Source organism: Parafrankia sp. BMG5.11 (assembly GCF_004337455.1).
The window spans coordinates 1-13,704 of the sequence record NZ_SJXI01000019.1; the positions used below are offsets into that span (position 1 = coordinate 1).

A 13,704-nucleotide genomic window follows, 5' to 3' on the forward strand; every position below is an offset into this window, starting at 1 on the left:
TCACCTTAAAGCAGCGCCATTGCCCCGCGAGCCGACCGCGCCGACGGCGGAGGCGATCGACCGGTTCTGCGGCGACTTCGATGACCTGTTCTGTCGCGTGGCTGAGCGCACCGCGCTGCGGCAGTATCTGATCGGCCTGCTGCTGCCCCGGGAGCGCAACAAGACGTTGACCGAGCTGGCCGCTCTGGTCCCCGGCGCGGACCGGCAGCGGCTGCACCACTTCCTGCATGACGCCCCCTGGGATCCCGATGCCCTGGGCGCGCGGCGGGTGGACCTGTGGCGTCGGCACCCGGAGTTGGGGTCGCATGGCAACGGGGTGCTCATCATCGACGAGACCGGGGATCGCAAGCGCGGCCAGGCATCGTGCTGGCCGCCCAGCAGTACATCGGCAAGCTCGGCCGTACCGCCAACGGCGTTGTGGCCGTCACCAGCCACTGGGCGGACGGAAGCCGCCACGTGCCGCTGGGGGTGCGGCCCTACCGGCCCGCCTCCCGGCTGCCCGGCGGCAAGGCCGATCCGGCGTTTGCCACCAAGCCGGAGCTGGCCTGGGAACTGATCGGACAGGCCCGGGCTGGCGGGGTGCCGTTTCGGGCGGTGGTGGCCGACTGCGTCTACGGGGAGAACCCCAAGCTCGAGGGGCGTCTGAGGGCGGCCAGGATCCGCTACGTGCTGGCCCTGCGTCCCCGCCACGGCACCTGGCAGTTCGTCGCCGATCCCGCCCATCCACCGGCGTTCACCCCCACCGAGGCCGCCACCCGCCTGCCGCTTGAGGACTGGCGGCGCCTGGTGCTGACCGACAGCCACGGCCAACCGCTGGTGCGCCACGTCGCCGAGCTAGAGCTGGGCCCCTGCTACGGACCCGCCCGGGGCACCCGCCTGACCGCCGATTCGACCTGGTTCATGGCCACCAACCTCTCAGTGGCCGAGGCGGACGCGGCCGAGGTCTACCGGATCTACCGGCTACGGGACTGGATCGAGCACTACTACAAGCCGGCCAAGCACGAGCTGGGCTGGGCGGACTTCCAGGTCCGTTCCGAACAGGCCATCGTGCGCCACTGGCAGCTGGTCATGCTGGCGTTCACCTTCAGCCTGCTGACTGCGGCGCTACCCGACCACGCCGAACAAGCGCCCTCCAGCGATGGAGGGCCGGCGGGGGGAAAATCCGCGCCGACGAGTCATCTGGCAGGACACACTGCGTCAGGTCCGCGGCTGGCTGAGCCCCTGGGCGCGTCTACAGCTGTACTGGCACCGCTGGCCGACCGCCCCACCCCCACCGGAACTGGCAGCACTGCTTGACCATGTAGGTCACTCCCACCCGCTGGCAACCCCAACCTGACCAACCAGCGACTAACCTCGGGCTTTCACCGGTGATCGTTTGAGGGGGCGCCGGAAATAGGAAAGGTGTTCCTGGCCTGGGAGGATCGAGGTTGTCGAGGCCTTGTCCGTCCCGAACCGAGGAGCACCTTCGCGGTGAAGACTACCGCCGTGTATCCGTCTGTCCGTGTGGACGCCGCCGGTCGTGGGGTGGTGTCGCATGCGGGTGGGGTGCTGCTGACCGAGGCGGTCCGGGTCTGCGGGCTGGGTCGGGCGTTGTCGGTGGCGCTGGCCCCGTGGCGGCCGGCCCGGGCGGTGCACGATCCGGGCAAGGTGCTGCTGGACGTGGCGCTGTCGCTGGCACTGGGCGGGGATTGCCTGGCGGATGTGGCCGTGCTGCGCGCCGAGCCGGAGGTCTACGGGCTGGTCGCCTCGGACCCGACGGTGTCGCGGACCCTTGACCGGCTGGCCGCCGACGCGGACAAGGCGCTGGTCGCTGTTGATCGTGCCCGGGCTGCTGCCCGGGGGCGGGTGTGGGAGCTCGCCGGCACCCGCGCCCCGCACGCGGGGGCCTGCGCGGACGATCCGCTGGTGGTGGACCTCGATGCCACGCTGGTCACCGCCCACTCGGAGAAGGAGAACGCCGACCGGACCTGGAAGAAGGGGTTCGGGTTCCACCCGCTGTGGGCGTTCGCCGACCACGCCCCCGGACGGGTCGGGGGAACCACTGGCGGTCCTGCTGCGCCCGGGTAACGCCGGGGCCAACACCGCCACCGACCACGTCGCCGTGGCCACCGCGGCACTCGCCCAGCTACCGCCCCGGCTGCGCCGGGGCCGGTCGGTACTGGTCCGTACCGACAGCGGCGGCGGCACCCACGCCTTCCTCGACTGGGCGCACCGCCGGCGGCTGTCGTACTCGGTCGGGTTCACCCTGCCCGACAGCGCCGCCGAGGCGATCGCGCAGGTGCCGGCGCAGGCATGGACCCCGGCCTACGACAGTAACGGGCAGCCCCGCGACGGTGCGTGGGTCGCCGAGCTCACCGGGCTGATGGACCTGACCGGCTGGCCGCAGGGCATACGGGTCATCGTCCGCAAGGAACGTCCGCACCCCGGTGCCCAGCTGAGGATCACCGACCCCGACGGGAACCGCTGCATCGCGTTTGCGACCAACACCCGCCGCGGGCAGCTCGCCGACCTGGAACTACGCCACCGCCGCCGGGCCCGCTGCGAGGACCGGATCCGCGCCGCGAAGGACACCCGCCTGACCAACCTGCCCCTGCACGACTTCACCCAGAACCGCATCTGGTGCGCCCTGGTCGCCCTAGCCATGGACCTGCTCGCCTGGACTCAGATGCTCGCTCTCGCCGGCCACACCGCACGGCGGTGGGAACCGAAACGCCTACGGCACAGGCTGTTCACCATCGCCGGACGGATCGCCCGCCACGCCCGCACCGTCGTGCTGCACCTGGCCGCCCACCACCCCTGGACGGCGCTGGCCATCCGAGCCCTGACCACCCTGCGCGCTCTGCCCAACCCCGGGTAGCCCACCGACCCGCCCCGCCCGACGACCCCGCACCACTCTCGGCCGTGGACCGGCGCCCCACCCCGCGCGACAGCGGGCCACACCGTCACACTCAGACGGCACAACTCAACATCAAAAATAGGCGGGTCGATCCGAGAGACTGACCCAGCCATCAGGCGAAAGATCGAGCCTAGTCCAGGCGCGTGTGAGGTGGGCGCGGAGTCGGCCTACGCCGGCGCCGCGGACGCTCTCGTGCCTACCGTTCCGGGCGCCACGGAACCGTCGGGAAGGAAGACCGGGTCGGGACCGGCGTACACGCCCGCGGTCGCGGGAAACATCGCCTTTATGATCTTGAACCGCTGCATGTCTGCAGTGCCCTCCGTGTGACTGAAGATCGTGGAATCGCGCAAGTACTTCTCGATGCCGGCCTCCAGCATCACCCCCATACCACCATGAAGTTCCATCGCTGCTCGGGCCACATCGAACACCGCTTCCCCGCAGTGCAGCTTGGCCATCAGCGCGAGGGCGCTGGCATCGTCGGCTCCAGCATCGATCGCCCGCGCGGCCCGGTAAGTGATCGCCCTACATGTTTCCAGGGTCGTGGCCATGTCCGCCAGCCGCGCGGCAACCACCTGGTGCTTGATGATGATCTTGCCGCCATGGAAGTGCTCCTGCGCGTAGCGGGCCGTGCTCTCGAAGGCGGCCTGCATCACTCCCACCGCCCGCGCAGCGTTCAACACCCTCCCCTGCAGGAGGTAGAGACTCGCGCCACCCAACGCGGTGTTTTTTACCAGTAGATGGGACGCGGGCACTCGACAGTCCTCGAACACCAGCTCCGCGTTGACGGCGAGCCTGTGCCCGATCTTCTCGTTGATCCGGCTGATCGAAAAGCCGGGCGTGTCCTTGCCCACAAGGAAGCTGCTCACGCCATCCCGGACGCCTGCAGTGGGGTCCGTGTTGGCGTACACGATGAAAGCGCTGGCCGTGCCTCCGTTGCTGACGTAGTGCTTGACGCCATTGATGACCCACTCCTCCCCGTCCCGCACTGCCTTGGTCTGCATGCTGGCCTCGGGCGCGTTGTACTGCAGCACCCGATCAGAGGCCCCTCGGGGCTCCGTCAGGCAGTGTGCCCACAGGAAACCGGGATCCTTGGTGAACTTTGCGAACCATTCGTCCGCCAGCTCTTTGCTGGCGTGCCGGGCGAACTCGGCGGCGATCTTCCAGTTCTGGACGATCGTGGTGGTGAACCCTGGTTCGCCCCGCCCCAGCTCCTCTACAAGCAGGGCCTGCGTCAGCGTGTCGAGCGGGACACCACCGTACTCCGGCGGGAGCCCCAGTGTGCGCAACCCGATCTCGTCGGCCCGGGCCATGAGGCGGTGAGGGAGCCGCTCGCGAGGAGGCGCGTTCCATTCCTCGTCTCGATGCTGCGCGAGCCATGGCAGGATCTCCTGGTCGGTGAAATCCCGACACAACTGCTGGAAGGCCCGTTGTTCGTCGGTCAGACCCTCGTGCCTTGAAAGCATTGCGACTTGTTCCTTTCATAGCGTGGCGTGTGAGCGCCGTATTCATCCGTTCTGTGGGAATCCGAGATCGTCGTGGGCGCTGTGGCATGGCCAAGCTGTTCGGCGCGCTGGTGTCGACGCTCGCTGACCGTGCGGATGCGAGGCTCGGCCGCTCGGAGGTCGGCGCCTCCCCCGGGCGAGAGACGCGCCTGGCCACGGCCCCTACTCGCTTCTCGTGATCTTTGGGAACGGACACGACTGGCGCTCTACACTGAGATCCGCAGGTGGCGCAGCTCGTGCGGCTTTCGACAGAACGTCGGGACGGACCAGATAGAGCGGGACGGACAAAGAGATCTTGGCGGATGGGGCCAGATCGATCGGGATACCGAACCGGCCCCGGTCGCATCGGACCTGGACCGCCACAGGGGGCGGTGGCCTGCGCCTGGACGGTCAGGCCCGCACCCGCCGCTGGGATTACCGTGGGATAGCGACCACGGTGAACTCGGCAGTCTGCGGCGACGGGTTGTTGAAGCGGGCGTTGGGCAGGTAGAAGCGGTTGCTGAAGCGCGCGATGGTGGTCGGTGTGTCGAAGCGCGGGTCGGTGCGCCTTTCGGTGATACGGCCCACGCTGCCCGTCGTGTCGAGCTGAACCACAGCGACCGTATTGGTCATGTTCTGCACCACGTAGAGGGTCCGTCCTTCGAGAAGCATCCCGTCGCCGAAGGTCAGGTCGTCGTATCCAAGGTCGACTTCGGTTGCGAGGCCGGTGGCCGGGTCGACGCGGAAGAGCTTCCCGGTGTTGGTCTGGACGATGAGCAGCGCCTTGTTGTCCGGCGTGCGCACGATGCCATTGGCGTTGAATCCGTCACGGAAGATGATATCGCCGCCGAGAGGTATCCGTACCACATCGGCTTGCGAGGGCAGAGTGCCCAGCCGGTCGAACGGGAGCTTGTACAGCACTGGTGCGAGAGAGTCGGTGACCCAGGCCGCATCGCGGGTGAGTACGACGTCATTGACGAACGAGGCTTCGGTTGCGAGCTGGTACCTGGCGATCATCTGTCCCGTGGCCGAGTCAATCACCCACATGGTGCCTGCTGACCCGCCTGCGACGAACATGCGACCGAATGCGTCGAGTGTGATTCCCACCGCGCCTGTACCCGGCCCGGGAGTGAGGACCTGGCCTGCGCCGGTCGCCAGGTTGAGCTTGTACACGTCACCGTTTGCCAGGGAGGTGATATATGCGTGAGGCCCGTTGCCGATCACGATTCCCTCGGGGAAGAAGCCGGTCGGTAGAGCGATGGTGTCGGGGAAGCGTCCGGGGCCCTTTGCGTCTCCCGGACCGTCAGGTGCGGCGGCTGCCAGCGAGGCACCGGCCGCGGAAGTGGTCAGCGCCGCTGCCGTGCCCGCAAGGGCCGTCAGTACTGCTCGACGGTTTTGCATGTGTCTATCTCCTTCAGAAGTGGCTGGTATGGTGGACGTGGTATTCGCCGGTATTCTGGCGACCTGCTCCGGTGGGTCACCTGACTTGTCGATCAAAGACAGACGCAGACGCCTGGATCTGCCCGGTGCATGCATGCGACCTGGGCGGACGTTTTTGACAGGCGGGGAGGAACCCAGCGGTGGGGCGGGCCCGGAGGCTCGGCTGTGCGGGTGATCGGGTGGCCCCGGCCACGAGGCCTGCTTCGGAGGGGTTCAGACGGCCTTGAGTGCGCCGCCGTCGATGACGTAGTCCGCGCCAGTGACATTGCCCGCCACGTCGGAAAGAAGGAACGCGATCAGGGACGCCACCTCCCGCGGCTCAGTGATCCTGCCGGTCGTGATGGAGAACGCCTGAGGTATCTGCTCAAGGAACGCGGCATGCTCGACACCCGCACTGGCTGCGATCTTGCCGCCGAACCCGTCGGGGTCCTCCCAGACGGAAGTGCGGACGACACCGGGCGAAACGGTGTTGACGCGCACGCCCTGAGGCCCGAATTCCTCGGCCAGCGACTTGCCAAAGGCGGTGAGCGCTGCCTTGGCCGCGCTGTAGGCGACCGGACCGGCTGCGGGGAGCCTGGAGTTTATGGACGAGACGTTGACGATGCAGCCGCGATGCTTGATGAGGCTGGGCAGCGCAGCTCGGCTGATGCGGACCGCGCTGAGCAGGTTGAGGTCGAAGATGGCCTCCCACTGCGCGTCGTCGGTGTCGAGGAAGCCGGCTGGCTCCAGCGCGTCGCCCGCTCCGACGTTGTTCACCAGCAGCTCGAGGCCACCCAGCTCGGCGAGGGCTTTCTCCATGAGTGTGGCCACCCCTTCGGCGGTGCTGAGGTCGGCCGATACGGGGATGGCTCCGGATTGGCTGAGCTCGCGGGTGATCGTGCGAGCGGCACCGACGACATGGACGCCCTCGCTGATCAGAGCTTTGACGGTTGCCAGGCCGATGCCGCGGCCGGTGCCGGTCACGACGGCGGTCTTGGAGTCGAGGTTGAGCTTCATGATTCACCATTTCTTGAACTGGGGTACAAAATTAGGGCAGAGTTCGACCGAGCAGGCGCCTGCCCTCGCGTGATTAGAGAGCGTCGACGGTTGCGTCGACCACCCGGGCGAGACGGTCCGGCCCTTCGGCGACTCGGGCCATGACCCTCAGGCCGATAACCGTGTTCAGCAACAGGCTCCCGACGGCAAGGGAGTCACGGCCAGGAGCGATCTCTCCCGACCGCTGCCCCTCCTCGATCAGAGCGCGAAAGCCGTCTTCGGTCTGGTCGAAGATCCGCCGGACCAGTTCGGTCGCGGTCTCGTCCGTCCCCGCCAGTTCCGTTGCGGTGTTCACCACCATGCAGCCGCGACGGTCCGGGTCGGCGAGGTCCACTTCGACGAGGAAGTTCAGTGCTTGGCGCAACCGGTCCTTCACCGGGCCCGCCCGCTGGAGTATCTCCGCCAGAGCTGGCGACTGGCTGTCGCGGTAACGACGGAGCGCCAGTTCGAACAGAGCTCGCTTGCTGCCGAAGGCGTTGTAGAGACTGCCTTTGCCGATACCGAGGGCGTCGACGAGGTCCTGGGGCGTGGTCGCGGCATACCCCTTCCGCCAGAACACCTCCATGGCCCGATCGACAGCGGTGTCCGGATCGAATTGCTTCGGCCGTCCCATGGCTGGAACAGTAGCAATTCTGTACCCCTAGGTCAAGAAATCTATCTCACCACCAAGTCCCTAACTGGCACGCCCGGGTCTGGGGGTCAGTTGCGTACGGTTGTGGCAGCTCACTTGCGTTGTGCGAGGTCGAGGACATGGTGGGCGGCAGTGAGCTGCTCGTCGAGGACCCGCGGGTAGGCCGGCGCCCGGTCGGTGGTGCCCTCGACCGAGCGGCGACCACGGGCCAGCGCACTGGCGAAGAATCTGCGTGCCCGCAGCCAGGTCTCGCCGTTCGCTGGCGAGAACGTCGACGACCTGGCCGTACTGGACGACCGCCCGGCACAGGTAGCTCCACCGGCCGGCGACCATCACAGCACGTCTCGTCGACGAACCACCGGTCCCCAGGACTTGTGCCGGCAGGGCCAGGCCGCGTCGACCAGCAGCGGAGTGAACCGCGCCACCCACCGAGCCTGACCGGCGACCCCAGCACCCCCGCCCGGCGAACGAAACAGTGCCGACCCGACCGATCACAGATGTCGGATACATGGATTCTCCATTCGAGCAGGGGTCAGCCCACCCCTGAGCGGCGGCACCCAGACGAGCCCGCCAGCAAAAAGTCGTGCGAGGCCTTGCCTGCCTTCCTAGACCCCGCGGATTTCGCTCGGGTCCAGACCTCGAGCGAGGTCCTGGCGCATGGCGACAAGTTCCGGGGCATCGGGGTTTCGCGGGTGCTCGGCGGTGAGTCGTACGTCGTGGATGACCGCTGCTGGTCGCGATGAGAGCACAACGACCCGCGTCCCGAGAACGACCGCCTCCTCGACATCGTGGGTCACGAACACGATGGTCATCCCTGTCTGGCGCCATACCTCGACGAGGTCCGCGCGTAATTTGACCCTGGTCTTCACGTCGAGAGCACTCAAAGGTTCGTCCATCAGCAGCAGCTGCGGCTGCACGGCGAGCGCACGAGCGATCGCTACTCGCTGCCGTTCACCGCCTGAGAGCTGGTGCGCCGGCCTGAGCGCGACGTGATCCAGACCCATGAGCGAGAGCTTTTCTCGGGCTACCTCGCGGAGGGTTTGTTTTCTTCCGGGCATGCCGCGCAGTCTCATGCCGAGTACGACGTTGTCACGGGCAGACAGCCAGGGGAGAAGTCGGGGACTCTGGAAGACGTAGCCAAGCTGGGGCCATACCGTGGAGGGGGATTGTCCTAGGACAGAGACCTCTCCAGCTGTGGGCTTGATCAGGTCACCGAGGATGCGCAAGGTGGTTGATTTCCCGCATCCGGACGCGCCCAGGACGCACAGGAACTCGCCATGCTGAACGCTCAGATCGAAGTTCTCCAAGATCGCTTCCGACCCATAAGCGATCTTCATGCCGTGTATGGCGATGGCTGGCTGGGAGTCGCGAGTGGAAACTGTCATGGCTGTGTCCTGGAGGTGGATACGGATGCTCCCGAGCGCCGGGCAACCCAGTTGCCCAGCGGATCGAGAATCAGAGACTCGACGACGAACACGATGACGACCACGGTGATGATCGAGGCGAACACCATTGAGGTCTGGAAGTTCTGTCGTGCCTGGTTCATCACGAGGCCGAGGCCCATCTCGGCGCCGAAGAACTCCGCGATGATGGCTACCTTCCATCCCACGGAGAAGGACAGCCGAGTGGCCGCCAAGATATACGGAAGGAGAAGTGGCAGCTCGATCCGACAAAGGACGGCGAGCCGGCTCCGTGTGAAGCTGCGGCCCATCTCCCGTAGATCCGGGTCGATCGCTTTGAGACCCTCTCTGAGGGTGACCATGGCGAAGGGGAGCAGGATCAAGGTCACGACGAACACCACGGCCGAGTCACCGACGCCCAGCCAGATGAGGCCGAGGATGGCCCAGCCGACCCCGGGAACGGCGTTGAGTAGGGGCAGGAACCGGCCGCCGATCAGTGCGTCCGTCCACGGCGCGACCTGCGTGAGCAGGATGAGCGCCGCGCCGGCGACCATGGCAAGTGCCATCGCGACGGTGATCCGGATGAGCGACGTGAGGGTGTGCACCGCGAGGTCGCCGACGAGGAACTCTTTCACATCGCGCAGCACGTCCGCCGGCGGTGGGAGTAGGTACTCGGGCTGATGCGGCGCAGCGAGGTACCACGCCAGTAACACGAGGAGAGGCACGCCGTAGGCAAGAATGAAGCTCAACGCGCCTCGGCCGGGTCTCCGTCCCCGCCCCGGCCGAAGCCGGGAACGGGCACGGACACGGATTGCCTGTGCGGTCAGCGGGCTCACAGCACTGGTGTCAGGCTGATGATTCATTTGACGATCTCGTCCTCAATGTCGAGCGACTCGGGAATATCTCCCTCGGTAGCAGCCTGGTCCCACATTGCCTGGGCGGCCTCCAGCCACTCCGGCTCGATGCTGCCGACGTAGTCATACGCGCCGCTCCACTGGAACGTGATGTACTCGGCCGGCAGCCCGGTCTTAGCGGAGATGGCGGTGGCGAGCTCATCGATGTGTTCTTGGGCGTAGTCCACCGATGCGCCGAGCATGTCCTGGTATTGCTCGTAGCAGGTCTGGCCGCTTTCGACCTGGCGATCCAGGGCCTGATAGGCAGCAAAAACGCTGTTGTGGCCAGTCAGCTCCCGCCACTCGGAATCCGACATCATGATCCGACGGAACTGCGAGTCGTGCCCGAGCCGATATGCCGTGTAGCCGAAGTCGCTCACCGCGTCGATCTGCCCGCGCTCAAGCGCCGTGGTCAGCTGGGCGGGATCCATCTCCACCCATGAGACGTCGCCGCCTTGGAGCGCAGAGTCCAGGCCGTACCGCTCGTGGAGCAGGATCCGCGTAATCATCGTCGAGGTGGAGCCGAAGCTCGTGACGCCGATCTTCTTGCCCTTCAGGTCCCCAGGGGCGGAGACCCCGCCCTCGCCCCGCACGTAGAGGCCCGAAACACCCGGGTTCTGCTCGTCGCCGGTGCGGCCCGACGAGAGGGCGACGATCTTCAGATCAACCCCCTTGCTGCGAGCGAGCGGGATCCCGATTAAGGACGACTCGATCAGGTCGAACTGGTCGGTCCCGGTAGCCTGGATGAGGGCGGGGAAGGCGAGGTAGCTCAGCTCGAGACCCGGGAACTTGGATGTGTCGACCTCGTCATGCTCGATTGCGTACAGCGCTGCCCGGCGCACGTCGTCATCGGCGACCGCCACCTTGAAGTTGCTGCAGTCTCCCGCCGCACGATCCGAACCACCGGCGCCACCGCCACACCCCGCCAGTGACAGCACACCGGCAACAGCGGCGGCCGCGAGCCCCGCTGTGCTCCTGCTCGTCCTCATGAACACTCCTTCCACTGAAGATTGGCCTTGTGGATATGCCAATCCAGGATGGTGTGACGGGATGCACAAGTCAAGAGGTTTGGAAAACTGGCAAGGCCAATTTTGCTCTTGAAGTTCGGTCACTCTTCGCGACTGAGGAGGTGCTCGCGCATGACATCGTTGTGTCTGCGGACCGCGATCAGCGCAGCTTCGGGATCGGCCCGCTCCAGCGCCTCGACGATGGGGGCGTGGAGGGCCAGCTGGGCTTCTGCCTGGCTGGGGGCCAGCCAACGCGGTACGCGATCGTTCTCGACCCAGTGCTGATACTCGTACTCCAGTAGGGAGGTGTGTACCTGCTCGTAGAGGGCGGTGAGCACCGGGTTGGCGGCCAGTTCGACCAAGGTGGCGTGGAAGACGGTGTCGGCCGCGATCCAGGTGGAGGTCTCGCCGACGCTGTCCGCGAGCCGCGCGAGCGCGCGGCGCGCCTCGCGCAGACCGGTGTCGGTGCTGCGATCAATGGCCTGCTGAATTGCGAGGTTCTCGAGCCACAATCGCAGCTCCACCAGGTGCTCAAGGTTGTCGGCGGTCGGAGACAGCAGCGACCTGCCCTGAGTGCCCTCCGCCTTGTCGGGTCGTCTCAGGACGTAGGCGCCGGAGCCGCGACGGCTCTCGACGAGCCCCATCAGTGCGAGGGTTCGGATGGCCTGGCTCACTGTCGGACGGCTCGTCCCAAGCCGCTCGGCCAGGGCGCGCTCAGAAGGAAGACGGGTTCCTTCCGCCAGGTTCTGGCCGATGATGAAGTCCCGGATGCGCTCGGCGATGGTGTCGGACAGACGCGGTGGAGCCGCAACGGGCTCGAGTTCGCTGAAGTCGATCCCGCCCAGCTTGTCCGCCCGTACTGGCTCCTCGAGTGCCATCACAGCCCCATCAGTTAGAAAATCGGTCGCTCTCGATCATGCCTAGGTCCCACGAACTGGTCAAATGGCTAGGAAACTTTCGGAACGAACCGATCTCGTTCTCTGTCCGGCAGGAGCCAAGCAGTGCGTCGCGGGATATCTCGAGCGAACGATGAGGCCCTGTGCTGACGCCTCGAGGGCTCGCACGACGAGTCAACGATCCCGCCTTCTGGTCCAGGCGGCGCCGCTCTGGCACCCTCGATGCTGGCCATCCTCAGGATGTCGCGGGTGTCACCTCCCACGGTCGACCCGACCGCTAACTGCGTGGGTGCTGAGGCTCGGTTGGATTCCGTGATCCAGCGCGGGTTGCATACGAGGCAGGCGGGTGCAGAGTGTCTACTCGACCAAGCCGGACAAGCTGATCTCGTCGCCGGTCTGGACGATGGTCCGCCGCGTGCTCTCGGCGAGGTCCGATGCCACGTATCCCCAGGTCGCGTCAGTCCTTCGACGGAGCCAGCCGCGTCGTGGATGACGCCGAGCATGGCAACCACCGCGCCCGTCGCAAGGACTGGGCGCCGTGGTGCACAGCGCCGTCGCGCCATGACGCCGACTTACCGCTACGCCGGCTGGGCCACAGGGTTCATGAGCGGCAGGACGTCAAGAGCACCCGGGGAGAATCGGAGCGCGAAATTATGCCTTCGGCCGAGTGCTGCAGCTCAGCAACAACGGACGCCACATCGACGCCGAGTAGACGCCCGGCGTGCTTCATGACTCGTCCGCGGACGATTACAGACTCTACGTTGCTCGTGTCCATCAGCATCACAATGGCGCCGACGACGTGGTTGAGCGGCGCAGCGTTCAACAACTGAGGGTTGAGGACAACAACGTCGGCTTCCTTGCCTGGGGTGAGGGATCCCACCTTGTCTTCGAGGTGGACGGCTCTGGCACCCTCGATAGTGGCCATTCTGAGGATATCTCGGGTACTGACCATGTCGGTTTCGATGACTTCCTCACGGATTGCCCGTTCCTGGATCCGGCTGCGTTGGAGCGCATAGGCGGCGCGCATCTGCGAGAAGAAGTCGGTCGGCCCCAGGCTGACGGCATCGGTGCTGAAGCTTGGCTGGATTCCGTGATCGAGCGCTGGCTGCATACCCGGCATGCCGGTGCACAGCGTCTGTTCGACCATGTTGGAGAGACTGACCTTTCCGCCGGTGTTGGCGATCACCCGCCATGTGCTCGCGGCGAGCCCGGTGCAGTGGATGTACGTGTTCCAGGGTCCAGCAAGCCCGAGTTGGCTGAGCTTCTCGACGTGCAGGCCGGCAGCCTCGTCGTTGACGTGGGAGTAGATCGGCAGGTCGAGGTCGCGAGCGAGTCGCCAGTTCGCCTCGTTCACTGGAGAACCCATGGCGAGCGTCACGAGTTGCTCGTCGGACGGAAAATACGTCTCGCGCAGACGAGTGATATCAGCCGGGTGAGCGTACGAAGGATGAGGCGTGCTTCCGTGGGCCTTGGGAGAGAACGCGTAGACGGACCGGACACCCGATGAGATCAGGCCCTTGACGGCCGCATCGGTGTGCTCAGGTGTCTCGGTGCACTGAGAGGTATCCACGACGGTAGTGGTACCGGCATTTATCTGTTCAAGCGCGCCGGCATATTGGCCCCAGTAAACATCCTCAGGCGTGTAGACGTGAAAGGCCGCCTTCTCTCCCTGCCGCGACTGAGTGAAATAGTCCGCCGAGAGCGCATCACTCCAGTAGCCGCGCAGGGCCGTTTGGAACATGTGGTGGTGCGAGTTGACGAATCCGGGCATGACGATCCGCCCTGTGCAATCGATGGACGGTGCGTCGCTGACGAGCCGGGGCCCGACTGCCTGGATCTTGGTCCCCTCTATCAATACGTCTGCGGCGGTGAAGTCCCCGATTTCGGAGTCCATCGAGATCACCAGGCCGTTGCGTAATATCAGCTGAGTGCTTCCGCTCTCGGAGCCCGCCATGGTTCCTTGGCTGTGGGCGGCGCCCCCTGGCGGGGCAGGTGCGTTCATCAGTCAGCTCCTATGCAGGGTGC

At 66.1% G+C, this 13,704-nt stretch carries 10 protein-coding genes and 3 pseudogenes; 2 read left to right on the forward strand and 11 right to left on the reverse strand.

Annotation, left to right across the window (positions count from 1 at the left end; translation table 11 throughout):
• A partial coding sequence (locus tag E0504_RS52075; RefSeq protein ID WP_243657518.1) for a hypothetical protein occupies positions 1 to 229 on the reverse strand: 229 nt, incomplete at its 3' end.
• Here E0504_RS52075 and E0504_RS15725 point away from each other — a divergent pair.
• Both E0504_RS15725 and E0504_RS15730 read left to right on the forward strand, forming a co-directional pair.
• Positions 143 to 1,296: pseudogene (locus tag E0504_RS15725) on the forward strand (IS701 family transposase). The gene E0504_RS52075 and the pseudogene E0504_RS15725 overlap by 87 nt on opposite strands.
• Before the next feature lie 174 nt (positions 1,297 to 1,470).
• Positions 1,471 to 2,857, forward strand: a pseudogene (locus E0504_RS15730) (IS1380 family transposase).
• 206 nt (positions 2,858 to 3,063) lie between these two features.
• Here the strand turns inward: E0504_RS15730 and E0504_RS15735 are convergent.
• From E0504_RS15735 to E0504_RS15780, 10 genes and pseudogenes are all read right to left on the reverse strand, one after another.
• Positions 3,064 to 4,359 carry an acyl-CoA dehydrogenase family protein gene (locus tag E0504_RS15735; protein WP_131625029.1) on the reverse strand — a complete coding sequence of 432 codons (1,296 nt, stop codon included), beginning with the start codon at positions 4,357 to 4,359 and terminating at the stop codon, positions 3,064 to 3,066.
• 453 nt (positions 4,360 to 4,812) lie between these two features.
• Positions 4,813 to 5,874: a hypothetical protein gene (locus E0504_RS15740; RefSeq protein ID WP_207974435.1), complete on the reverse strand. Its 1,062-nt coding sequence runs from the start codon at positions 5,872 to 5,874 to the stop codon at positions 4,813 to 4,815.
• A 156-nt stretch (positions 5,875 to 6,030) separates the two neighbouring features.
• The gene (locus tag E0504_RS15745; protein WP_131625030.1) at positions 6,031 to 6,813 is read right to left on the reverse strand and encodes an oxidoreductase; all 783 of its coding nucleotides are present in this window, start codon (positions 6,811 to 6,813) and stop codon (positions 6,031 to 6,033) included.
• A gap of 73 nt (positions 6,814 to 6,886) precedes the next feature.
• Entirely contained in the window at positions 6,887 to 7,465 is a 579-nt protein-coding gene (locus E0504_RS15750; protein WP_131625031.1) for a TetR/AcrR family transcriptional regulator, read from the reverse strand.
• A gap of 134 nt (positions 7,466 to 7,599) precedes the next feature.
• Positions 7,600 to 7,914: pseudogene (locus E0504_RS15755) on the reverse strand (DDE-type integrase/transposase/recombinase); the annotation flags it as partial.
• 174 nt (positions 7,915 to 8,088) lie between these two features.
• Complete coding sequence (locus E0504_RS15760) at positions 8,089 to 8,868, reverse strand: ABC transporter ATP-binding protein (RefSeq protein WP_131625032.1); 780 nt, start codon at positions 8,866 to 8,868, stop codon at positions 8,089 to 8,091.
• Complete coding sequence (locus tag E0504_RS15765; protein ID WP_165938526.1) at positions 8,865 to 9,530, reverse strand: ABC transporter permease; 666 nt, start codon at positions 9,528 to 9,530, stop codon at positions 8,865 to 8,867. The genes E0504_RS15760 and E0504_RS15765 overlap by 4 nt, the downstream gene beginning before the upstream one ends.
• A 212-nt stretch (positions 9,531 to 9,742) precedes the next feature.
• Positions 9,743 to 10,780, reverse strand: a complete 1,038-nt coding sequence (locus tag E0504_RS15770; protein WP_131625034.1) for an ABC transporter substrate-binding protein — start codon at positions 10,778 to 10,780, stop codon at positions 9,743 to 9,745.
• Between the two features lie 104 nt (positions 10,781 to 10,884).
• Positions 10,885 to 11,661, reverse strand: coding sequence for a FadR/GntR family transcriptional regulator (locus E0504_RS15775; protein ID WP_131625035.1), 777 nt, complete (start codon positions 11,659 to 11,661; stop codon positions 10,885 to 10,887).
• A 619-nt stretch (positions 11,662 to 12,280) separates the two neighbouring features.
• Positions 12,281 to 13,681, reverse strand: coding sequence for an amidohydrolase family protein (locus E0504_RS15780; RefSeq protein ID WP_207974436.1), 1,401 nt, complete (start codon positions 13,679 to 13,681; stop codon positions 12,281 to 12,283).
• Positions 13,682 to 13,704: the final 23 nt, after the last annotated feature.